This window comes from Paenibacillus sp. FA6 (assembly GCF_051550225.1).
Taxonomy (GTDB): Bacteria; Bacillota; Bacilli; order Paenibacillales; family Paenibacillaceae; genus Paenibacillus_AQ.
The window spans coordinates 1,312,305-1,335,561 of the sequence record NZ_CP188820.1 but is presented as its reverse complement, the minus strand read 5'-3'; the positions used below and the strand labels follow the sequence as shown (position 1 = coordinate 1,335,561).

The 23,257-nt window shown below is 42.0% G+C and carries 17 protein-coding genes and 1 pseudogene; 7 read left to right on the top strand and 11 right to left on the bottom strand.

The annotated features are described in order from the left end of the window. Window positions 1-4: 4 nt before the first annotated feature. From ACP8HI_RS06170 to ACP8HI_RS06125, 10 genes are all read right to left on the bottom strand, one after another. Window positions 5-4,411, bottom strand: coding sequence for a hypothetical protein (locus ACP8HI_RS06170; protein ID WP_438350244.1), 4,407 nt, complete (start codon window positions 4,409-4,411; stop codon window positions 5-7). Window positions 4,412-4,526: 115 nt separating this feature from the next. Further along, window positions 4,527-6,140: an extracellular solute-binding protein gene (locus ACP8HI_RS06165; RefSeq protein ID WP_438350243.1), complete on the bottom strand. Its 1,614-nt coding sequence runs from the start codon at window positions 6,138-6,140 to the stop codon at window positions 4,527-4,529. Between the two features lie 65 nt (window positions 6,141-6,205). Beyond that, on the bottom strand, window positions 6,206-7,105 hold the full coding sequence (locus ACP8HI_RS06160) for a carbohydrate ABC transporter permease (protein ID WP_438350242.1): 900 nt from the start codon (window positions 7,103-7,105) through the stop codon (window positions 6,206-6,208). Next, entirely contained in the window at window positions 7,106-8,089 is a 984-nt protein-coding gene (locus ACP8HI_RS06155) for an ABC transporter permease (protein WP_438350241.1), read from the bottom strand. It abuts the gene before it with no gap. A 329-nt stretch (window positions 8,090-8,418) separates the two neighbouring features. Next, window positions 8,419-10,728, bottom strand: coding sequence for a helix-turn-helix domain-containing protein (locus ACP8HI_RS06150; protein ID WP_438350240.1), 2,310 nt, complete (start codon window positions 10,726-10,728; stop codon window positions 8,419-8,421). 175 nt (window positions 10,729-10,903) lie between these two features. After that, window positions 10,904-11,065 carry a hypothetical protein gene (locus ACP8HI_RS06145; protein ID WP_438350239.1) on the bottom strand — a complete coding sequence of 54 codons (162 nt, stop codon included), beginning with the start codon at window positions 11,063-11,065 and terminating at the stop codon, window positions 10,904-10,906. A 133-nt stretch (window positions 11,066-11,198) separates the two neighbouring features. Further along, window positions 11,199-12,368 carry an acyltransferase gene (locus ACP8HI_RS06140; RefSeq protein WP_438350238.1) on the bottom strand — a complete coding sequence of 390 codons (1,170 nt, stop codon included), beginning with the start codon at window positions 12,366-12,368 and terminating at the stop codon, window positions 11,199-11,201. Between the two features lie 82 nt (window positions 12,369-12,450). After that, complete coding sequence (hrpB, locus tag ACP8HI_RS06135; RefSeq protein WP_438350237.1) at window positions 12,451-14,961, bottom strand: ATP-dependent helicase HrpB; 2,511 nt, start codon at window positions 14,959-14,961, stop codon at window positions 12,451-12,453. 414 nt (window positions 14,962-15,375) lie between these two features. After that, window positions 15,376-16,179, bottom strand: coding sequence for an SDR family oxidoreductase (locus tag ACP8HI_RS06130; RefSeq protein WP_438350236.1), 804 nt, complete (start codon window positions 16,177-16,179; stop codon window positions 15,376-15,378). Window positions 16,180-16,276: 97 nt separating this feature from the next. Further along, window positions 16,277-17,074: a hypothetical protein gene (locus tag ACP8HI_RS06125; protein WP_438350235.1), complete on the bottom strand. Its 798-nt coding sequence runs from the start codon at window positions 17,072-17,074 to the stop codon at window positions 16,277-16,279. A gap of 342 nt (window positions 17,075-17,416) precedes the next feature. Here ACP8HI_RS06125 and ACP8HI_RS06120 point away from each other — a divergent pair, with 342 nt between their 5' ends. From ACP8HI_RS06120 to ACP8HI_RS06100, 5 genes are all read left to right on the top strand, one after another. Next, the gene (locus tag ACP8HI_RS06120) at window positions 17,417-17,656 is read left to right on the top strand and encodes a hypothetical protein (protein ID WP_438350234.1); all 240 of its coding nucleotides are present in this window, start codon (window positions 17,417-17,419) and stop codon (window positions 17,654-17,656) included. A 177-nt stretch (window positions 17,657-17,833) separates the two neighbouring features. Continuing rightward, window positions 17,834-18,163, top strand: a complete 330-nt coding sequence (locus ACP8HI_RS06115) for a PadR family transcriptional regulator (RefSeq protein WP_438350233.1) — start codon at window positions 17,834-17,836, stop codon at window positions 18,161-18,163. Continuing rightward, window positions 18,156-18,716, top strand: a complete 561-nt coding sequence (locus ACP8HI_RS06110; protein WP_438350232.1) for an HAAS signaling domain-containing protein — start codon at window positions 18,156-18,158, stop codon at window positions 18,714-18,716. Before ACP8HI_RS06115 ends, ACP8HI_RS06110 begins: the two co-directional genes overlap by 8 nt. Then, complete coding sequence (locus tag ACP8HI_RS06105; protein WP_438350231.1) at window positions 18,716-19,561, top strand: DUF4097 family beta strand repeat-containing protein; 846 nt, start codon at window positions 18,716-18,718, stop codon at window positions 19,559-19,561. Before ACP8HI_RS06110 ends, ACP8HI_RS06105 begins: the two co-directional genes overlap by 1 nt. 134 nt (window positions 19,562-19,695) lie before the next feature. Next, window positions 19,696-20,340, top strand: coding sequence for an FMN-dependent NADH-azoreductase (locus ACP8HI_RS06100; RefSeq protein WP_438351724.1), 645 nt, complete (start codon window positions 19,696-19,698; stop codon window positions 20,338-20,340). 176 nt (window positions 20,341-20,516) lie between these two features. Here ACP8HI_RS06100 and ACP8HI_RS06095 read toward each other — a convergent pair whose 3' ends face one another. Continuing rightward, window positions 20,517-21,185 carry an HAD family hydrolase gene (locus tag ACP8HI_RS06095; RefSeq protein ID WP_438350230.1) on the bottom strand — a complete coding sequence of 223 codons (669 nt, stop codon included), beginning with the start codon at window positions 21,183-21,185 and terminating at the stop codon, window positions 20,517-20,519. A gap of 170 nt (window positions 21,186-21,355) precedes the next feature. Between ACP8HI_RS06095 and ACP8HI_RS06090 the strand changes: the two are divergent. Both ACP8HI_RS06090 and ACP8HI_RS06085 read left to right on the top strand, forming a co-directional pair. Next, window positions 21,356-22,345, top strand: a pseudogene (locus ACP8HI_RS06090) (YpdA family putative bacillithiol disulfide reductase); the annotation flags it as partial. 21 nt (window positions 22,346-22,366) lie between these two features. Then, window positions 22,367-22,810 carry a DUF441 domain-containing protein gene (locus tag ACP8HI_RS06085; protein WP_438350229.1) on the top strand — a complete coding sequence of 148 codons (444 nt, stop codon included), beginning with the start codon at window positions 22,367-22,369 and terminating at the stop codon, window positions 22,808-22,810. The last annotated feature ends 447 nt before the right edge of the window (window positions 22,811-23,257 follow it).

Sequence of the window (23,257 nt, the reverse complement as noted above, 5' to 3'; positions counted from 1 at the left end):
AGCTTTAAATTACCGTTACGATCATGACTTCACTTTCCTTTACACCCGAAGCATTCACCAGCTCTGCGCGATATTCATATGCACCCGAAGTTCGCCTAGTAATTTCAGTGATAACAGATTGAGCATTAGGAGTGGCCGCAGTCAACTGCTTTGTATCGATGAGCTGTCCGTTCTCGTAAAGATGATAATACGTGGCGTTAGTCCCCCACCACATATTCATAGTTATCTTATACGCTCCGTCTTGATCCCAATTATCATTAGAGAGTATAGGCTTACCTGGTTCCACATTTGTCACGTCTACAATCATCGGTTCACATTCGGTCGTGCCTTTATCATTAATCAACTCGCAGGTGTATTCATAAGTTCCATTAGACTTGCCTACGACTTGAACAGCAGTCTTCTGAGCATTAGGCGTGGCATTCTCCATCGGTTGCGAATGGATCAACACACCGTTCTCATAGAGCTTATATATCCTTCCGTTCTCACCCCACCACATATCCATCGTAATTGTATAACCCCCGTCAAGGAGCCCGTTATCATAATTGTTGTTGGATAAGATAGGTTTACCTGGTACATTAAATGCAGACTCGTATAAAGTAAGCTTCCCGATTTCTTCGCTCCCGCGTAAGAATACGTCGTCGTTCTGAGCATATATGGCTCTAACTTCTTTAATACCGCTGTCCGTATTGATCGGAATTACATACATGAAATTTGCCTTACCCGTTGCATCCGTGGTGGCTTCCCCCACTGAAAGGCCGTTTACATGGAAAGTAATAGATTGCCCTTCAATAGAGTCCCCATCACGATTCCTAAGCGTAGCCTGTAGTATTGCTTCACCTTCAATTGATGCTTCCGTATCGGCTACCTCGAGCGTTGTCCTGTAATAAATTGTGAATTGAACAGTCTCCGTTGCCATGTTCCCTGCATAATCCTCTGCCGTCACGATCAGCGTATGAATTCCATTACCCGTTATGGGGGTATTTATTGTCCATTCCACTCCGTCGAGCCATGCTTTACTTTCCTTCAGTCCATTTCCCGTATCCCTTACACTTATTATAGGAGTCACCTGATCGGTATAGTTCTCTCCACTTTCAACTCCAGATATCGTAATCATGGGATTCGCCAGGTCCGCCTTCTGTAATAGAATCGGCTTGAACAAAGAGGACTGCTTGCTTGAACCAATACCACTACCCCACTCCACATAGCCTTTACGAACATTACTGTCGTTCTCGTTGACGACGATAGACAGACTAAGAATACCGTCACTCGGAACGATCGGCGCCAGTTCACCCCATGGGAGAGCCAACTGGTAGATTGTATCTTTCGTCTCCTCATCTCTAGTTATTTGTAGATCAGGATTTGCTATGGAACCCGTCTCAACCCCTTGTGGCGCCATCCACCGATAGAGCTCCGGCCCTTGCGATGTTAAGGCCATACCATACTCATACCATTGTAAATTCTCCCCCGGCATTCCTGCAGACACGGCAAACTGGATACTATCCCCTGCCCAGATCTCATCACCCTGCTTCGACTGTGAGAACACATCGTCATGAACGCGTGCAACCATGTACAGATGCTCACTATCATAAGTGGACCAGAGATTTCCACTAAAATCCTCTGGACCCTTATGGGAACCGATTCTCGAATTCACATCTGCTATAAGATCAATACCCATCAAATCCTGCAGATCCTCCAATGAATCGACCGTTCGAAATATCAGTGGAACTCTTGATTCGGATGGAACAAGTTTAACGTTGCCTTCGATTAGCAACACCGCACCATCTTCCATAAATAACTTAAATTGATAGGCTTGCAGTGGTCCTTCCGCCAATCCTGACAGCGGGAAGTCGACCGTCTGCAAGGTATTTCCGGGAATAACTACGTCATAGACTTCCGAACCCGTAGATGACCCAAAGCTCCAATCAATCTGCGTTAATTGACGTTCTGTAGGCCTTTCATTCACGATCGTTACTTCCATCACGTCAGCACCATTCTTAATCACATGCTTTGACGATACTTGCTCGGCCTGTTGGATCTCAACTGTTTCAGATAACCCGACAAACATCCTCTCGGTAGTAAGTAAGGTAGCGGTCGCCTTCTTGTATCCAATCTTATCAATTTCCGGAAACTCAACAGTGTAATCTCCGGGTGCTTTCACGGAAATTTCCTGTGTTATACCTTCGAAGCTTACCCTTGCGACAAGCTCCTCTTGCTGTGCAAGATCGCTGACTTGGAGCACGAGTGTTACGGGATCGTTAGTATAAACGGAATCACTATGCAAGGAAAACGGGCTTGATTGAACCAAGCTGTCCATGTCACCTTGAATAAACAGAGGCTCACCCGTCAATGTCAAATACACTTTCCCTTGAATAGGTGTATATGTGATCTTCCGCCCCATCATATCTGTCACGAGAAGGGGTGCCTGCGTATTCAACGTTATATCTTTTTTATCCAATGACCACAGAACATTAATCTTTTCGCTATTTTTATCGAAAGTATAGTAATAAATACCATCCTCTATGTCTTGACTCACAGGATTCGCACCCGTTAGCTGTCTGGTAAGTGTAGCTAGAGCAACATAGGCAGGCTTAGGCGTATAGGCCCCTAACGCATCACCTGTATTATGGATGACTCCGAAATTATGCTCATTGTTGAGCTTATCCGTTCCAGTATCCATCAAGTTGTACCAGAATATTTTCTCAACACCCGCCGCGATACTCAGCACATAAGTGCGGATCAAATAGGCAGCCTGAGTCGTTTCATCCACACCCGTTGGGTTCAAATGGGTTGGCCAGCCAATCTCCGAGAACCACAGGGGGATGGTCTTGCCATCATTGTGATCGCGCACAAGTTGGTTCAACGCGTCAATCTCTTCTAGCAACCCTTCCGGTGTTTGGGGATAGCGGTAAGGGTGGACTGAAAGTGCATCCATATAATCCAACCCACCAAGCTCGAATAAGTCTTCCAACCAATCTTCTGGAATTCCTGCCGTTGCGCCACCTACGACGTTAAGTTCCGGATGAACCGATTTGGATGCCTCGTAACCCTTCTTCAGCATATTGAAGTAAATATCCGCCCTCGAGTCAGCAGGACCATTGCCACCAAAGTACGGCAGGTTGAACTCATTCCATATTTCACCTGACTTGATCTGACTGCCGAACTTTCCCAGCATGGCTTTCACATAATTCCCGTATGCGAGATGAGCTTCCTCTGTATAAGGTGTTTTACCTTCATCGTAATACTTATTACTGAACGCGAAGGAGAGGAATGGATCGATGCCGAACTCGTTAAAAGATTGCATAGGAAGCGTGACCTTCGGATTAAAAGAATATTGTCCTTTATTGACCTCTACTTCTGACCAATAGAAGGAGTCTCGTACGTTCTTGGTACCGGCATATTTAAGAAGTGGAATCATTTCCTTGTTCCAACTAATTCCATAATGGGTCTGTACACCGAATGGAGACTCCGTTACCGCCGCTAGATCAAACTCAGGAAGCGTGGCAAATGTCGTTTCCTTTGTATTGATTACGGCACCCCCTAAAGAAGCTACTACCTTCAATCTATAATATCCATCTTCAGCCACCGGTACGTTAAGACGAAGCTTACTTCCAGTGACTGGGGCAGTTCCGGTCGACACTGGCTCTCCCCATGCATTGAAGGTACTCCATTGAATAGCATCACCCGTTGTCACAATGTCAAAATGGGCTGATTGGCTCCCTGCAAAGACGTTACCAACTTGAACCTGAGCAATGGCTAGCTCGGGAACTTCGACCTTAACTCGAATATTATCAATCCATATGGAGCCAATGGTTTTGCCTGCTTTCATCGATGCTTTAGTCAGCTTAAAGTGCATTTTCTTTAGCGGGCCATGCCATACTCCATCATTACTCCCACCCCACTTTGTATAATTAACCCCCGATGTGAAAGAACTCACTGTAATCTTCTGCCATTCTGTTGTCTGATCTAGTATGATCGTCTGTTGATGATTCTGATTCGAGTTGTCGACCAATATCAGATCGAATTTAGCCATATCCGCTGTCTTCACCCACAAGCTAAGCTCCACAGCATCCGTAGGTAGTACGCGTTTAAACAAGTACTTCTCCAAGGAAACATAACTGTTTGTATATCCCGAATTGCTACTGAAATTAAGCTGTAGTTTTCCAGAGGAACTCCCAGACTGAGCGTTCGTAGAATCCCTACTAAATTCACCATTTCCAAGCGCTCCACTGCTTCCAATCAAGAAGTCCCAAGCCTCATCAGTACTTTCAAAATCTCCAATCGTCAACTCAGGGGTATTCACATCGGCATAAGCATGGGATTCAGGTAATCCCATTAGGAATAGAGCTACAAATAAAGAAAAAAGGAAAGTAGCGACAAATTTAATTACATCCGATTTCTTCGATCTGATCATGTTCATACCACTCCTTTGTTTATAAGAAGTTTATTAGCAGAGGGACGGGTTCTATTGAAGCTTAACCCTTAGAATCCGCCCTCTCGCTTATGATCACAACTCTTTATTTGCTAACTTATTTCAAGAATTCCTTATTTTTTTCGTACCATTCCTGAGCTAATTTCTCTACATTTTCTCCTCCAAGACGTTTCCATTCCTTTCGAACCTGCTCCATACCCGCTTCAGGACTTAATGCCTTACCCCCAGTCACAATCTTAACCTCAATTTGTGTTGCAATCGGAGCGAAGGTAGCAATCAATTGACTCACTTCCGGTAAATCCGGACTAAACGCGATATCCCTACGATATTCATTTTTGAGTGCTACTTCTAAGGCTTGAGATTTAGCCTGAGCGATTTCTTGGGAAAGAGGATCTTGAGCAGCCATGACCGGAATCCATTCCGCTTTCGTATTCCATTGACTCAGAATTGCATATTCGTTAGCATAGGCTACTTCCTGGCGATATTGATCTGAATCGAGCCGCTGCGGAACTTCACCATTCACCAACTTGTAATGTACATTCTCCTCGCCGAACTTCAAGCTCATCCAACCCTTTTCCAACATCCAATCGAGAAATTTGATGGCCGTTTCGATTCTATCCTCATCCATAGTGCTGTTGAATGCGACTAGAACATTGGAAGGCAATTCTTGGTACAGACCATTTTTCCCATATTTGCTCGCCACAGATTCTAATGGAGCCAACTTGGCATCAGGAACATTCACCTTTAGATCCCGGATTTCATTATCCATACTCCAGTTAGCAAAGTAGATCCCTGCCTTACCTGTCGTCCATAGTTGAGTTGCACGTTGGAAGTTACTGTCGGTAATATACTCTCTATCAATCAGTCCTTGGTCGAATAATGACTTCTGAAAGGCAAGTGAATCAGTGAAGCGATCTAATGTTCTGCCATACTTCATTTGACCGTCTTCTAAATACCATTGATTCTCATTGGTAAAAAAGAAGGCGCGCATAATTTGGACAGCATTACCGTTAAATACAATGGGTACCGTATCGTTTTGCCCATTACCATCGGGGTCTTCGTCCTTAAATTTCTGAGCCACCTCAATTAGTTCTTCTACTGTTGTAGGCGCCTTAAGTTGTAGCTTATCCAGCCAATCCTGTCGAATCCACATGCCATTGTTAGCAATAGATTCAATACTCCTCTTACTTGTAATCGCATACATCTTGCCGTTGATTGTCATAGCAGACTTCAATTCAGGATTATCCTCTAAATACTTTTTTAAGGTTGTACTGTACTTTTCAATGAAAGTATCAATGGGCTGAATAGCCCCCTGATTCGCTAATTGAGCGATATAATTTCGATCATATTCCCATATTAGGTCTGGTGCGCTACCAGCAGCGATAAGTGTACTTAACTTTTGTTGAGCTTGACCCCGATCAACCGGAATCCACTCAACCGTAGCCGGTGAATTTTCATTGATCCATTTCGTCCAACGATTGCTTTCGTAGCTACCTTCCTCCGTAGCCACACTCCCACGGTCAAAGGCTGAAATACTAATTTCCTTCTTCGTTTCTGCTGAAGTAGTCTCTGAGGTTGTAGCCGCTGGTGTAGTTGTTACGGGCGGTGCCGATGGATTCTCCGATGTAGTTTTATTGCTGCAAGCTACCAACATCATAAGTGATACGCTTACCACTAGGACCGATTTCCACAAATAATTTGATTTTCTCAAGTGCTTCATCCCCTTATTAGATAGTTATAATTATGCCTATATCAAGGACATATAGTCCGACGATATCATCCTTTTACAGATCCGATTAGTACCCCTTTGACAAAATGCTTCTGCAAGAACGGATATACGATCAGAATAGGGGTGACTGCTATCACGATAGCTGCGGCTTTGATCCCTTCCGGTGTTAGCATCACTTGCCCGATCCCTTCGCTACCAGAAACATTATTCAATAAACTTTGATTCACTTGAAGGATCATTTGATAGAGCTTAAGTGTTAAAGTCTGCTGAGTACTCTTCGTAATATATAGCAACACATTGAAATAGGAGTTCCACCAACCCACGGCATAAAACAATGAGAGTGCGGCCATTATCGGCTTACATAAAGGAAGAATAATCTGGACTAGAATTCTCCAGTCTCCGGCACCGTCGATGGCCGCTGATTCTTCAATTTCCTCGGGTAAGCCTTCCATAAATGTCTTCATGACAAACATGTTATAGGTGCTAATTAATGCCGGTAGCCACAATGACCAATAAGAATCCATAAGTCCCAGTGATTTAACAAGGATGAAATTGGGGATGACCCCCGTGGTTAACAACATCGTGAATATGATAAACATAAGCAGCAGACTACGTCCCTTAAGTCTTCGTCTAGAAAGAGGATAGGCCGCTAATGTCGTTAATACCATATTTAGCAGTGTACCTACAAAAGTTACTACAATCGTGTTCCCCATGGCACCAAAAAGCTGACCGTCATCGAAGAGTCGTATATAGGCATTTACGTTAAATTCAACTGGCCATAAAGACACTTCACCCGCCGTTATAGCCCTACTACTGCTAAAGGAAGATACAATGACATACCATAACGGGTATAAAGCCAGAAGTGAAAAGCACCCGAGTATGGTGTAATTTATAGTCGTCCACAACCGAGACACGACGGATACGTTGTTTCTTCGAGATAGCATCATTTACCATAGCCCCCTCTCCCCAAACATTCGGGTTAATCGATTTACACCTACCACCAGAGTCAAGCTGACCAGTGATTGGAACAAGCCTAATGCAGTCGTATAGCTATAATTCATATTTTGCAAGCCAACCCTGTATACATACGTACTAATAACATCCGCAACATCCAGTACGGATTGATTCTGTAGGATCAATGTTTGCTCTAGTCCAACGTCCATCATATTACCCATGCGTAGAACTAGCAGAATAGCAACGGTACTACGAATCCCCGGAAGTGTAATATGCCAGGTTTGGCGTAATTTACTCGCTCCGTCGATCTTAGCGGCCTCGTAGAGTTGAGGGTCGATCGAAGCCATTGCTGCTAAATATAGAATCGTACCCCATCCTGCTTCACGCCATATACCTGACAGCGTATAAGCTACTGGCCACCATCTAGAATTAGCCATAAAGTAAATCGGTTCAATACCGAATACATGCTCAAGTACTGTATTAACAACACCAGTACTTGGCGAAAGGATAGCGATAAAGATACCACCCAAGACAACCCAAGATATAAAATGGGGCAAATACAGTAAGTTCTGTACTGTCCTCTTATACCATTCTTTGCGAACTTCATTTAGTAAAAGAGCCAGTATGATGGGTACCGGAAAACCAAAGACAAGACTGTACAGGTTCAATACTAGCGTATTTCGAAGAACTCTCCAGAAATCAATACTCCCGAATAAACTTTCAAAATGCTTGAGTCCAACCCATTGACTACCGAATATCCCATCCCCTAAGCGATAATCTTTGAACGCTATAATCTCGCCTACCATAGGAGAGTATTTAAATAAAAGATAAAACCCGATAACAGGCAGCAGCATCAGGTACAAATGTCGGTCCCTCTTTAATCGGTTGAATACATTGGGAATCCTTGGCTTCGTTCTCATCCATATCGACTCTGAATCGGCCAGTGCAGTTTCGAGTTCGGGTCGTTTATGCTTCATTGGGTTCATCCTTTCTTGGTTTGGAGGCCTAAGTATGTCTGGGCAATTCGATCGTACCTTGGGATAGAATCTTTGGATATAGACACGATCTGAACACGATGACTATTCTTGCTATATGTACAGTCACCATTCTTAAACAGGGTTCATTTTCTTATGATATTACATGAAAATACCTATAGGGACGCGGGTTTCTAATCACATGACATACCAACAAGTAGAAACGGCTATGCCGTCCTTTTCAAAAAAAAGACATGTACGGGACTATTCCACCATAAGTGAAAAAGATCTCCCATACATGTCTGTGCTCTTAATAATATTAAATAGCTAGATTATTGTTCATTATCAGTCCGTGACTTGGCTCGGTACTCTAACGGAGTCATCCCTGTATACTTCTTAAATGTTCGTAGGAAACTTCGCGCGTTCAGATAACCAACAGCTTCGGCAATCTCGTTCACTTTCATGTCCTTCCCTGCTAGAAATTTCTGAGAAGCAGTAATCCGGATTCCGATCAAATAATCAATAAAGTTACTTTCGGTATATTCTTTAAACTGTTTGCTTATATAAGTAGGACTCAAATGGAATTCTTGTGCAAGCTTTTCCAAAGATAGATCACTTTCCTGAAAATGTCCTCCGATATAGATGAGCATACGTTCAATAGTATCGTTACTTCCCCTTTGACTTCGCTTAGCTTTGATTCTGCCAGCCATCTCTTCTAGAAACGAGAAGACAATCCTCTCCATTTCCTTCAAGTTTCCACTACGGTTAATCAGCTCATAGATGTTATCCAGTTGGCTCATCGATTCCTTCAGGTCGATTCCTATGGAACCAACGGACTGTACCGATTTCATAATGAGATCAAAAGAAAGCTGACGGATCAGATCTGGGGGCAAATTGCTGTCTATCGCCTCTCGAAATGTCTCCTTCACATAATTCTTCAGCTTCACCGTATCCGTCAACTTCAGTGCGTCCGTAATTCGGTCCGCTGTACGAATCAACCGATAATAATCTTGGCTGTCAAGAGGCTGTAGGTCTTCAATGGAGATAACTGAATGCTGGCCGAACACCATCTTATAATGAAGCGCCTTCTGTGATTCATCGTATGATTTAGGAATTTCCCTCATCTCACTGTAGCCTCGGCCCACGCCAACAGTCACGATCAGATCGAATTGCTTCTTCATAATATCGAGGATTAGCTCCATAATCGCAAGCGAACGTAAGTGATTCTGCTCTGCATCCCCTTCTGCAAAGCTGAAAATGACTGCCGCACGTCCCCCTCCTAAGTCAATAGCAATCCCAGCGTTCTCTAGATTAATCATTTCCTCCGCAACATTACAGAATGCATAAGTATAAAGGGTCTCATCCTGAGCCCTTAAGTCTATTCCCTCTTTGCTAATCTCCGCCGTACATACAAGATATCGATCCGGATATAAATGAACACCCACGAACTCAAGATGGTGGAGGACAGCCAGATAATCCGTTCGATACCCCACAAGCATATCCATCATGATTCTCCACTTCAGTACCGGCTTCGAGTCCCGCACATGTCGCTGAAGATGTTCTCTGTCCAGCATTAATTGGTCGAATACCCTTTCCAGATAAGGAAGTCCAGCATCTGTGTGTTCATGGTTCTCGCTGAATTTATATGTACCCGACATTTTGCCCACCAATTGATTAAGCGGTTTAAATGTCCAACGGTTTACGTAAAACAGCACGATCAACGCTAGCAGAATCATGCCCACCGCCAGAGCAATCAGCAGATTCCGCGTAACTTTGAGCGGCTCATAGATCTGTGACTCTGGAAGGATGCTGATCAATTTCCAACCTGTATAATTGGAATCAAGGTAAAATATCGATTGACGGTCACCATTAATCTGCTCTGTAAATGACCCGCTTCCTTTTTTAGTGAGCACATTTTTAATATAAGGAAGTTCCTTTAAATTACGATAGATTTGACTCTTGTCATCGTGAGTCACCACATTTCCATCGTTATCCATAATAAACATATGACCCATTTTGCTATCCTCGTAGACTACTTTAACCATATCGTATAAGACCTTTTCATTAATATTGACGGCTACAATTCCCTTGCGATATCCCGGACTACTGATTGTTGGATAAGTCCTCACTAAAGTGACCACATCTTTATTCCCGTTGCCATCCCATACCTGATGGGTCGTTAACCACTTGAAATATACTGGCATATCCAAATAATCATCCAACCAATTATCCATCAAGGGGGCATCCTTCATATACACTTTGTCCGTCAGAATGTGACCGCTTACAGAAGAATAAACAAAAATGGATGAGAACTGCGGATTAGCATCAATAAAATTCCTCAGCTTCGTGTTTAATCCGTAAAAATTACTATATCTCTGACCATCATCCGAATAGCTATCGAGCATAAAGTAAACGAATTCAAGCTCGTTCATAAGTGCAAGCAGATCTTTTTCTGTCTGACGAAACGCCGCCTCGATCTTCTGATCGACTTGTTTCAATAAAGCAAGGTTCGTATCATTCAGATCACTCTCTAGCTTACCTACTGTTCCTATATACGATAACCCAAAGGTCAGCGTGATGATTACTAAGAATACGATCCCATAAACCAGCATAATCTTAGTCGATATGCTTATCTTCATCATGCTATAGCCTCCAAATGGGATTTCTTGCGGGTTAGACCCCACTCTTTCATTGATAAACCCTTACGTCAACGATCTCCGCTCGTTCTGAGTCGTTGGTGGAATGAATAACAACTCGAATCCGATCCGTGGATACCCTAATAGCCCGGTATTGATTCTCAACAAGCAGTTCAACCGATTATATATATGCAGCACTTCTGATCTCGATGCCCAAATCCATAAGAAGGTAGAACGGTTTGGCTACGATTCTCGACTCCCGTGTTCTCTCTTTAAAGAAATAACCTAGCAGAAAATACGAGTAATAAGATAATGGTGCTAATTCATGAGATATTATCCTCATAAATACAATTACAACATAATCAGGATCATCATTATCACATACTCCACACCACGGACACTAATTTATCAACAAGCGTATTTCCGTATGAAAAAGCCCCCCATTTGAACAGGAGGCTAGATTATCAGGTTACCGTCTATTTGTCTTGCAATTTGTATAGTTCAATCCCATCCTTCTTTACTGGAACTCCCCCTAGCCATTTCCCCCATGTGAATCTGGATAGTAGCAACATTAGGAGATACGATAACAGGACACAAATTGTAAAGGAGATCATCATGCGCAGAATGATAGGCCATTGTACAAACCATGCCATATCAAATATATAGCTAACTCTTAACATGAGTGCATGTACTAAATAGGCTCCATATGAATATTTTCCAATTGAAAGAATGAATGTATTATAGCGCCTTTCACCCTTCCCCTTCATCCATGAAGCTAGCATGTATACCACACAAATAGAACTGAGTAGAAAAACCACCATCATGGGTCGTATTAAAGATACCGCATGGAATCCAATTTGTAGTCCCGTGGGCGTTCGGAAGCTCCCTGTAACGAGGATCAGATAGTAGACGGTTAAGATTATAAAACAAGATATATACATCCAGCGCCCTCTACGGATCCATGCTTTCCAAATGTCAGGTCTTATCCCCGCACATGCTCCAAGTACGAAATAAAAGAAGAAATACAAGAAATTACGATCCGCATATTTCGTGAACATAGCCGTAATCACAGGGATCTCTACAGTAGACATCATCTTCCCTATCGCTGAGACTTGACCTGTAAGCCATACATATAACAATCCAACACCCACGATACTAGCGATGCAAGCCCATAGAGAGAGCTTGATTCTCACTTTGTTGATCACGTAGCGGAATACTGGAAATAACAGATAGAACTGAAGTATCATGACGATATACCACAGATGAGAGCTTGTCTTGCCCGTAAACAGCATGGTAAACCATTTCCATGATTGCCCCATCCACCCTTGTTGCCAACCATAATTCAAGGAAAAGTATACGAATGACCACAATATATATGGAATGATAATATCCTTCGCTCTTTTTTTCAGAAAAGAAAGATAGTTGAATTGACCATCATAATTGTAAAATAACACCATCCCAGTAATGAAAATAAACACTGGTACTGCGAATTTAGCAAGCACTAATAAAAGTGTCATGATGACACCATCACCGAAGCTTACCCCCTCCACATAGGCGAAATGGGCAATGCTATGCTGTAATGCTACAGCCAGGAAGGCCAGACCTCGTAATAACTCTATTTCAATAATTCTTTCTTTACGTGACATTGAAATCTCCCGTCAGCATATCATTTTTCTTTCATCCAAAATATGAATCATAGTTCCCATTTACTCTAGTCTCTAAATCACTCTACTTCTGTGGCTTCACACGTCGGGTTGCCACGGCATCTAATGGTTCATCAGGCCAGTAATGTTTAGGATAGCGAACTTTCAATTCCTTCTTCACCTCGAAATAAGTACCTCGCCAGAAACTAGATAGATCTGATGTGACTTGTACTGGACGTTGTGCTGGCGACAATAAATGAAGGGTTAAAGGCACTCGACCTCCACCAATACGAGGCGTATCTTGTAAGCCGAACATTTCTTGCAGTCTCACAGCAACAATCGGTTGAAGTGGAGCACTGTAATCGATCGGAATACGTGAACCACTGGGAACCGTCATATGAGTTGGAGCCTTATGATCTAAATCTCGTCGTTGATCCCACGATAGCAGGTTCTGTTCAATGATACTAGTTAACTGTAAACGTTGTAGATCATTTCGATTCTTCATGCCATAAATAGATAACAGCAACCAATCTTTGAGTGTAGCAAGCAGTGCGTCATCTGTCACCTCTGGCCATTCGGATGGCGTTAAAGTATGCATGAATTGCAAACGTTGCCGGAATTGGATCGACACTTTATTCCATGGCAATAGCTGCAATCCTTCCTGCTTAATCCCTTCAAGTAAGGCATTTGCGATGTCTTCCTCTGGTGGCTTAGCATATGGCTGTTCCTTAATCAAAAGGCTACCCAACATCCATCTGCGCCGAGCTTTCACACCCTGTAAATCACGATCCCACGCTACGATATGTTCCTCTTGCATCCATTCCTCTTGATAGCGGTACAACATGGATTCGCTTAAACTTGCTGCAAGTTGCAACCTACCTTCTGTTCCTCGGTCGTCTACTACTGCCGCTACGATATATGCTGACCGACTTAATGGCTGAATCGTGGACATTTCCACACCGCGACCACTACTTAATAGATATCTACCGTCGCCTCTTCCCTGTCCAATTCGATCTGGATATGCAAAAGATAAGAGCACACCACACCATTCCGTTCCGTCACTAGATCTTTCCGAAATATGAACCTGCTTCTGGATATTTCGTGTCTCTTGAATAATCCGATGCATCGCTGCGATATCTAAGGAGGAATCATCTAAGTTCGGCAATCCTTGGCTCTCCCACAATATCAACTGATCTATTCTATTGGAGATATCACAACTATCGCTAGATCTTTTTCCTTTGAAAATGTCCCGCTCCTGTAGAAGGGCTGCGATCATACAGGCTAAATATCCACAATGAAGCGGAATCGCCTTCAATATCATATGAGCCAACCTAGGGTGCATCCCCAAATCGACCATTTGGCGCCCATGTGAAGTCATCCTCCCATGTTCATCTAAAGCACCAAGTGACCGAAGCAAATCAACCGCTTGATCAAATCCCGTAGCATTAGGTGTATCAAGCCAACGCAACTCCGTCGGATCCTGAACTCCCCATGCAGAAATCTCTAGCGTAAGTGACGTTAGATCAGTACTCATAATCTCAGGTGTGCTATCATTCTGAAGAGCATCTTGCTCCTGCTGACTCCACAATCTGTAGCAAGTACCTGGCTGCGTGCGCCCAGCTCTACCTCTACGCTGATCTGCCGATGCCTTCGATACTTTCATGGTCGTTAAATGAGACATCCCACTCCGCAAAGATAATACTTGCGTCCTCATAAGACCGCTATCCACAACAATAGCAACACCTTCGATCGTTAAGCTAGTTTCAGCAATGGAAGTCGCCAGAACGATTTTCCGTTTACCATCAGGTTCAGGCCGAATCGCTGCATCCTGTTCCGGCAATGACAACTGTCCATATAAAGTTCTAATGACAATTTGATCTGATAAAGACATCATTTCTAATTCACGCTTAACCTTGCGGATTTCCCCGACACCCGGAAGAAACGCTAGAACATTCCCTTCGTGACGGAATAAAGCTTGGCCAATTACGGATGCTACACCCTTTTCCATTGAAGCATTAACTAATTGAGGGGCATATACCGTTTCTACTGGGAACTGCCGCCCTATACAATGGATGATGGGTGCATCTTCAAGCAATGAAGCTACAGGCTCTGCCGCAAGCGTAGCTGACATCACTAGAATTCTTAGATCTTCCCTCAACATGGATTGCGATTCCAAGGCTAATGCTAGTCCAAGATCCCCCTGTATATTGCGTTCATGGAACTCATCAAAGATAAGAATCCCCACTTCAGCTAGCTCCTGATCATTCTGTAGCATACGGGTCAGAATCCCTTCAGTCACAACCTCAATCCTTGTTGACTTTCCCACCTTACTATCCATTCTAACGCGATAGCCTACCGTTTCACCCACTCGCTCTCCGAGTTGAGCAGCCATGAAGTGAGCAGCCGAACGTGCAGCTAATCTTCGAGGCTCTAACATCATAATCTTCTTGCCTTGAAGCCAAGGCTCATCAAGTAATGCCAACGGGACACAAGTTGTCTTCCCTGCACCTGGCTCTGCTATAAGAACAGCTGATGAATTTTGACTTAATCGTTCTTTTAACTGTGGTATGACATCATATATAGGTAAATCATGCATTATATCTTCTCCATGTGAATTCTATTATTACGTTCTTGCCTATTATATAGCCATTCCTCATCCAATATCTAGGGAGATATAAGAAAAGAGTATCATCCATTGAAGGACGATACTCCCGTATACAAGGTTTACAATATGACTTTTTGAACTTCCTCTATAAGTTCGAGTTCAAAAAGTCAGGTTTTCAGCACCAAGAAGATTGGATGAAGCAAGGGAGTGAGGAGCAGAGCTACACGCTTTCGTAGAAAGCGACTTCGGAAGCCTATGCTTGCAGTACCTACGTGAGCACCTAAAATGTTTCCGAAGGAAAAATACCTCGTAAGCATATGCTAGGACCGGCTGAATTCAATCTTCGATGTGGAATACGCCTCCTGCTATACTTCGTGATCAAAAGATGACTTTTTGAACTTCCTCTTACAATAGCGATTCGGCGCCATCAATATAGATTTGCGATCCAGTGATATGAGAAGATTCTTTGGACGCTAGAAAACTCACCAAATTTGCCACTTGTTCCGGTTCTCCGGGACCATCTTCTAATGGTTGTCTTCCTTCAGGAAATTCAACAGGAATGACAATCTCCTTAAGCTCATCTGTCTTTTTCGTGCTTTGATCAATGTTGGTTGATATCGCCCCAGGACAAATGACATTTACGCGAATTTTGAACTTAGCAAGCTCAAGTGCCGCCATTTTGGCAAAAGCAACCTGACCCGCCTTCGATGTACTATAGGCTGACATACCAAAGCTAGAAAATGTACGGTTACCATTAACGGAGCTCGTAATAATGACACTCCCACCATTCTTTTTGAGGTGCGGTATCGTATACTTCAATGTTAAAAAGGTTCCATTCAAATTGACACTAAGCGTCTGCTGCCAATCCTCAAGCTTCAATTCCTCGATCGGTGAAACAACACCATTGATACCTGCATTTGCAAATACAATGTCAACTCCTCCAAATAACTCAACCGTTTCTAGAACAGCTTTCTCCACTCTCTCTGCATCCGCAATATCTACATCAAATGCACGTGCTGCACCTTGCCGAATACGATTTATCTCTGTTTCCACTTCGGTTGTGCGTTCATCTAGTAGGTCGAATAGGGCCACATTGGCACCTTGCTGAGCCAATTTTTTGGCCGTAGCTCTTCCGATACCAGACCCAGCCCCTGTTACAATTGCTGTCTTCCCAGTAAAATATTGTGAGTTAATTTGATCCTGTGCCATACGAACATCTCCTTTAGTCTATATATATCTCAGACTGCCCAAATAGGAGGGATATTTAATCATTTGCTTTCAAGAAATCGGAGGGCACAGCCAAAGATCACCATTTAAACTCTAGAAATCCCGCATCTTCTCTTAATCCATCCGTATGTGGTGCATCAAATAGAATCTGAATTTGTTCATCGGGAAGCCAATCACGAATTGAATCTAGATCACTAAGACCTTCTGTATACAACTGCAGTCTCATCGGCTTTCCATATTCTAAGCGACTTTGATATACATGTGGCACACCACCAACCGGACCCTCGGAAGCAGACCACCATTCATCCATAGTCATCGTTTTCTTAAAATATTGGCTTACTTCAAGCTCGTCTCTCCAAAATTTCAAACGAGAGTCACCTTGCCAAGCCATCCATATTCTTCCGATAGGGCGTTCTAACGTAGGTAGCTCTAACCGACCACATATATACATCGCATCGAGGCTTTGAAGCTGCAGTTCTTCGAATACTTTCCCCATAAATGCTAGGTTTTCCTCTTGTGTAGCCCCAGTATTCAAATCCTCTAAAGACAATGGCGGAGTATTCTTCAAAAAGGATAGGAAACCTACAGAAGACCAGTCTTCCGTTGTATCTAACCAATTCATTAACATGTTCCCTAAATTGCGCGAAGCCAAACTTTTTTGATCGTTCTTACCGATCCCCTTACATAAAGTAAAGTTACAAATATCATCCTTAAGATAGACTCCCAGAAAATCCTGACCCATTTCACCTTGCATAACCTTCTCAATTGCTCTTCCATAGCCATATCGGCAAGTCATTAAACCTTGATAAGAAGATATCTTTTGTTCTTTAGCCTGCGAACTTATGTAACGAAACTTTTCAACTATTTCAGGATTCATAAGCATTATAACCCCCTACCCCCTTATCGGCGATACGCCGTCATAAATGAATCAAATAGAATTATTATCATCTTAATTATGTACGCTTGTTACATCATTCTACATTTATCACATGGATTGTTAATAACTATACTACGGACTTCTATGAATCACAAAAGAGGATAGTCCTGGGTATATTACCCTATTACGAAATAAATGAACCATAGAGTTGTACTCTGTCACAACTTGGACTAATTCGTGTCTAGATTGGATTATTTAACTAGTTATAATCTATTTTTAAGGTAATCTTAAGAATCATTTACTAGTATATAAATATGACATACCCCGAATGGAGTGATTTCAATGACAATGTTAATCAGTTTTCAAAACAAATTAGTACCCGTTTATTTCAGTGATGATAACAAACAACCTGTACAAAAAACGATGAGACTTCTTATCAAGACGCTTGAGCTTAAAATTCAAAGCGGCAAAGCAGCAATACAAAAATGTCTGGAATCTCTCATAAGTATCGAAATCGAAGGTTCTGAAGCAATACTGCACAGCAAGAGTGAAGATGACACGTTAGCGTTATCTCTTTATTAATAATATAGCTTTGACCTTAGATAGGCTAGGCACTTTCCGTTTTACGGGAGGTGCTTTTTCTATTTCCGGTATGTTGCATTAATCAGTACTGAGTATTATACTTCACTCATACACTAATATCTAATGTTCAGTACACTTTATAACTTACTACGCAATCAAGAATTGAGGGAATAACCTATGAACGTTAGTATTCAGTTTAAAAAAGGAGTATTGGAACTCTGCGTACTTGTCCTCATCCAGCGTAAAGATCAATACGGTTACGAGCTAGCTCAATCCGTCTCTAAGCACATTAATGTTGCCGAGGGTGCTCTTTATCCCCTGTTACGCAGACTTGTGAACGATAAATATTGCACAACCTATTTACAAGAATCTACAGAGGGCCCACCACGCAAATATTATCGAATTACAGCACTTGGTAAATCTTATTTGACCGATATGGTCATTGAATGGAAGGATTTCGTTCAGAATGTATCCCATTTAATTGAGGAAGGAACTGCCCATGAATAAACAACAATTTTTATTTATTTTACAGAATCATCTGACCCCCATTTCTGAGGATGAAAGAAAAGATTTAATAGCCGATTATGAATCGCACTTCATTCATGGTCTGCAAAATGGAAAGACCGAAGAACAAATAGCCCAAGAGCTTGGTGACCCTTTCGAATTAGTTAAGGAAATACTAGGTGACCGTTTTACGATACAAGACCCACAAATACAGGTATATCATAAAAAGTCCATATCGATTACTCGTAATATTTTTGTCTATATAGGCCTCTTCTTTATCAATATTATTATCATTCCATTATTAATTGGACTTTGGTCTGGATGGATAGGATTATGTGCCGGGACATTAGGAGCCTTACTGAGCCCCCTTCTACTCATTCCCGAATATCTTATTAATCATGAATTTTCCGTTGCGAAGCTATTTGCCTCTATTGTAGGTATTGGAATCGGCATTTGGTTGTTTATAGCAGTCAAGTTCACTTACACATGGCTTGTAAACATCAGTAGATCTTACCTTCAATGGAATATTAAGATCACTAAAGGGGAGTATTCATAATGAAAAAAAACGTTATCCGTCTAGCATCACTCGGATTAATTCTGATCATTATAGGATTCGTAGGTATGTCATTTAATAAATTCAACTTTGGTAATGATCTTACAGAATATCAAAAGAAATGGACGATTGAGGACAACATATTAAGTCAACTTATGGTGAATAGTGATTACAATACTGAGGTTACATTTGTTCAAAGTACCGACGGAACTCAAACCATTGAATTGAAAGGATCATTTGAGGATAAAGTGATCGCCAAATTGAATCAAATTCATCCTCAGGATGGACAATTTGAAATCAACATCGTTGATGATTCCATTCATTTCTTTAGTATATCGTTCAAATCTCATAAGGTCACTCTAACGGTGTCTTTAGCTGATTTGAATCAGCTTCAAGAGGTTGGAATTCATTTCAAATCAAGCAATGGAAAGATTATCAATCTGAACGCTAAAGATGTTGAAATCACAGCGAAATCCGGTAATTTAGTGCTCCAATCCATTATCGCAGAGCAACTTAGAATCGAATCAAGTTCTGGTAATTTGGCTGGATCTGACATACAAGCTAATACAAATGTCTCTATTATATCAGGAAATATGAATATAACAGATTACTCAGGCATAGGTGCATTTAGTGCCCGATCTGGCAATATTAAATTAACGCAAAAGGGTCCTTCATCATTAGATATTTCAGCTAGATCAGGCAATGTAGCGCTAACTGTAGACCCTGATTTCAAGGGTACCTATGATCTGGATGCTAGATCAGGTAATATCAATTCGCCAGAATCACTAAGATTATCCGATGATCTAATCAAGATTCGTACCCACTCTGGGAATATCCGCATTAACTAAGCACTAATAATACCTCCCTTTTATAAGGGAGGTATTATTTTTCACTGTAATTTTGACAAACATATAAAAAGTATTGTACTATATTAAAGAAAGTAAATAATATATATAGAGTGGATAGGAGATTAATCATTATGTTGAAAGTCTTAATTGTTAAAGCCAACAATCGCCCAGCGTCAGAAGCAATCTCAAGTAAAATGTACGAAACCTTCAAGGCAGAATTAGAAGGTAAAGACGTAAATGTAACCACTTACGATGTTTTTGAAGAAGATACACCTTACTTCGGTCAAGAACTCTTCAACGCTTTCGGCAAAGTTCAAAACGGTGGCGAATTAACAGACGTTGAATCACGCCTTTTAGCTGCAAAGCAAAAAGCAATGGACGTAATCTCAGCTGCAGACGTAATCGTATTCGCATTCCCATTATGGAACTTAACAATCCCAGCTAAATTACAAACATTCATCGATTATGTATACGCTGCAGGATTCGCATTCAAATATGATGCTTCAGGTAACATGATTCAATTAATGACAGATAAAAAAGCAATCTTCTTAAGCGCTCGTGGCGGTTTTTACTCAACGCCTGAAGCAGCTCCAATGGAAATGGCTGTTAACTACATGCGTAACGTATTTGGTGGCGTATTCGGCATGCAAATCATTGATGAAGTAATCATCGAAGGTCACAATGCAGCTCCTGATAAAGCACAAGAAATCATTTCAGCAGGTATGGAAGAAGTTAAAGCCTCTGCACAACGTTTAGTAGATTTAACTGTTAAAGCTTAACTTTTTTCTTAATCATACGTTATCAAGTAGTAACTCCCTTATTTTACGGATTGTACCGGAAATAGGGGAGTTTCTTATTGCTGAAGAGGGCCAACCAATTCCCTACAACACTTGCCTGATTAAGATCCTTGTTATCATTATCTAGCGTTGTTCAGTGGGTGGAGCGCACTTCATGTTCAAATGATCTCCATCAACTCATTCAATTGATCAATCATCTTCCATGGCTTCATTCCAAGCGAATCATCCCATAAATGGTTCCGCCGCAACCAAATCCCACGAATCCCTACCTGATTGGCTCCCCAAATATCATTCACAGGATGGTCTCCAACAAAGACCGTGTTCTCTGCCGACACTTGAAGCTTATCTAATGCCATTTGATAAATTCGTTGATCTGGTTTCTTCATACCTGCATCTTCAGATACAATCACCGTATGGAATAACTCACGGAGTTGTAAAACATCCATCTTCCTATACTGATTATAGTGTGGACCATTCGTCATGATCCCCATGCGATAACCACGATACTTACAATATGCCAATACCTCTTCTACATAGTCCATTCGACATGCGTGTGTCATATAGTGTTTGTTGTAATACGCTTCAATCTCAGATGCTGTGACTAGATTATTCCAAGGAAGTACCTCCACCATCTCTGCAAAAAAACCTTGTTTATTCCGGTATCCATCTGCATCTCTCACTTTCAGATCCGATACGATTTCATCCTGTATATGTTGGTCCAAATGTCCCAAATGTTCACCTACAAATTGTTCCGTGAATTTGCGAAATGTCATATCCCGGTCCATTAATGTATTATCCAAATCAAAAATAACAGCTTTTATATGCAAGACTATTCTCTCCCCTCACTTTAAAAAGCATATCACATACCCCAAACCACTTCTATATGTTCACAAACTATGATGACATTCTGTTTCATTCCATTGAGTTTCTGGCATTCAACTTATTTTTAGGGTAGGATTATAATGTTTGAACTACACATACTGGTACATCACTAAGGAGGTTCATTATGCAAGACGTCATCATTATTGGAGCTGGTCCCTGCGGGCTGTCGGCAGCGATAGAATGCAACCGCCGTGGACTAACCACACATATTATTGAGAAGCACCATATTGTTCGTTCTATATTTCTATATCCTACATATATGCAATTCTTCAGTACAGCTGAAATGCTAGAGATTGGGGATATTCCTTTTACTACACCGAATGATAAACCTTACCGTCACGAGGCCCTTTCCTATTATCGTAAAGTAGCCTCTCATTTCGATCTAAATATTACTTCTTATGAGGAAGCTATTTCTATTGAACGACATGAGAATGGATGTTTCACAGTTCATACGAAAGATAGACGCGGGCAAGAAAAGCATCATGATGGTAAGCATGTTGTTATTGCAACAGGTTATTTCGATCATCCTAACTATATTGGTATTCCAGGAGAAGACCTACCCAAAGTAACTCACTATTTCCGTGAAGCACATCCTTATACGGGCACAAAGGTAGCTATTATTGGGGGAAGTAATTCTGCTGTTGACGCAGCAATGGAGCTATGTCGTGTTGGAGCTGAAATCACCATGGTATATCGTGGAGAGACCATTTCGAACAATATCAAACCTTGGGTGCGCCCCCTTTTCGAAGGACTAGTCCAAAAGGGGAGTATACGCCTTCACATGAATTCGAGAGTAACTGAGATTCGGGAAGATGCAGTCATTGTTACTCCAAAAGAAGGTCAAGAAACGATCGTGGACAATGATTTTGTACTTGCACTAACGGGGTTTCACCCTGATCGGCAGTTACTTGCTTCCTCGGGCGTGCAATTAGGTGGAGATATGGATAAACCTGTCTTTGAACCTGATACGATGGAAAGCTCTGTGCCTGGGCTTTATGTCGCTGGCGTTATCGCATCTGGTAGTAATGCCAACGAAGTATTTATTGAGACGGGTCGCGTGCATGGACGATTAATCGCTGAACATATTCGTCCCACTCACAATTAATATGAAGGCAGGGATCGACATATGGATATCACATCACTCATCTTATTGGGGATGGCTGGCTTAGGAATAGTAAGTAACAATACTTCCATATCCGTAGCTATGGTCATCTTACTTCTGATTCGGGTTACTCGCCTTACGCAAGTATTTCCTTGGTTAGAGAAATACGGATTAACCATCGGGATTATTATCCTAACTATTGGCGTTATGTCACCCTTGGCAAGCGGAACAATTAGCCTCTCTACCATTACTTCATCTTTTCTACACTGGCAATCGTTACTCGCCATAGCCATTGGCATGCTAGTCGCTTATCTCGGTGGCCGTGGTGTTACCCTCATGGGTAATAACCCAACCATTGTAGCAGGATTGCTTGTAGGCACTGTATTGGGCGTTGCCCTATTTCGTGGAGTTCCTGTCGGTCCGCTCATTGCCGCTGGCATTCTGTCTCTGTTGATTGGTAAAAGCTAGAGCATAGAAAATGTATATATTTTAGGGTTCGGTAAAATTTGGGTATGGGTTTTGTAATCCGTTATTAAAGACGGATCACAAACCCCATACCTTTTTTGTTCTACTCTGAGGAGGATGCTAACACCGCCACCTCCTAGCTTAACCCCTCCTCCACCTTACCTTTCCTTCTAAATAAGTGTACATCGTGAACAGCCTGCTGGATTTGATACTTTTATTGACACGAAAAAAGGCATCTTTCACACAAATAGATTGCGCAAAAGATGCCTTTAAACCAAAATCCATACTTGCAGAAAACAAGGTATCATGTTCGAAGTAGTGAAGTTGACGAAATTGTTCTGAAGAAGCGGTAGCGTTCGCCTGCAAGCTTTCCTACGGAAAGCTACTTCGAAAGCATATGCTTTGCCCTCTAATTTCAACCGCTATGCGGTATACAATCAAGAAATCAGA

Bases quoted from the DNA above. Each gene is read 5' to 3' on its own strand.
- ACP8HI_RS06170 (WP_438350244.1), bottom strand. From the start codon at position 4,411: ATGATCAGATCGAAGAAATCGGATGTAATTAAATTTGTCGCTACTTTC.
- ACP8HI_RS06150 (WP_438350240.1), bottom strand. From the start codon at position 10,728: ATGATGAAGATAAGCATATCGACTAAGATTATGCTGGTTTATGGGATC.
- ACP8HI_RS06120 (WP_438350234.1), top strand. From the start codon at position 17,417: ATGACAATGTTAATCAGTTTTCAAAACAAATTAGTACCCGTTTATTTC.
- ACP8HI_RS06110 (WP_438350232.1), top strand. From the start codon at position 18,156: ATGAATAAACAACAATTTTTATTTATTTTACAGAATCATCTGACCCCC.
- ACP8HI_RS06155 (WP_438350241.1), bottom strand. From the start codon at position 8,089: ATGAAGCATAAACGACCCGAACTCGAAACTGCACTGGCCGATTCAGAG.
- hrpB (WP_438350237.1), bottom strand. From the start codon at position 14,961: ATGCATGATTTACCTATATATGATGTCATACCACAGTTAAAAGAACGA.
- ACP8HI_RS06115 (WP_438350233.1), top strand. From the start codon at position 17,834: ATGAACGTTAGTATTCAGTTTAAAAAAGGAGTATTGGAACTCTGCGTA.
- ACP8HI_RS06085 (WP_438350229.1), top strand. From the start codon at position 22,367: ATGGATATCACATCACTCATCTTATTGGGGATGGCTGGCTTAGGAATA.
- ACP8HI_RS06140 (WP_438350238.1), bottom strand. From the start codon at position 12,368: ATGTCACGTAAAGAAAGAATTATTGAAATAGAGTTATTACGAGGTCTG.
- ACP8HI_RS06145 (WP_438350239.1), bottom strand. From the start codon at position 11,065: ATGAGGATAATATCTCATGAATTAGCACCATTATCTTATTACTCGTAT.
- ACP8HI_RS06160 (WP_438350242.1), bottom strand. From the start codon at position 7,105: ATGATGCTATCTCGAAGAAACAACGTATCCGTCGTGTCTCGGTTGTGG.
- ACP8HI_RS06105 (WP_438350231.1), top strand. From the start codon at position 18,716: ATGAAAAAAAACGTTATCCGTCTAGCATCACTCGGATTAATTCTGATC.
- ACP8HI_RS06130 (WP_438350236.1), bottom strand. From the start codon at position 16,179: ATGGCACAGGATCAAATTAACTCACAATATTTTACTGGGAAGACAGCA.
- ACP8HI_RS06125 (WP_438350235.1), bottom strand. From the start codon at position 17,074: ATGAATCCTGAAATAGTTGAAAAGTTTCGTTACATAAGTTCGCAGGCT.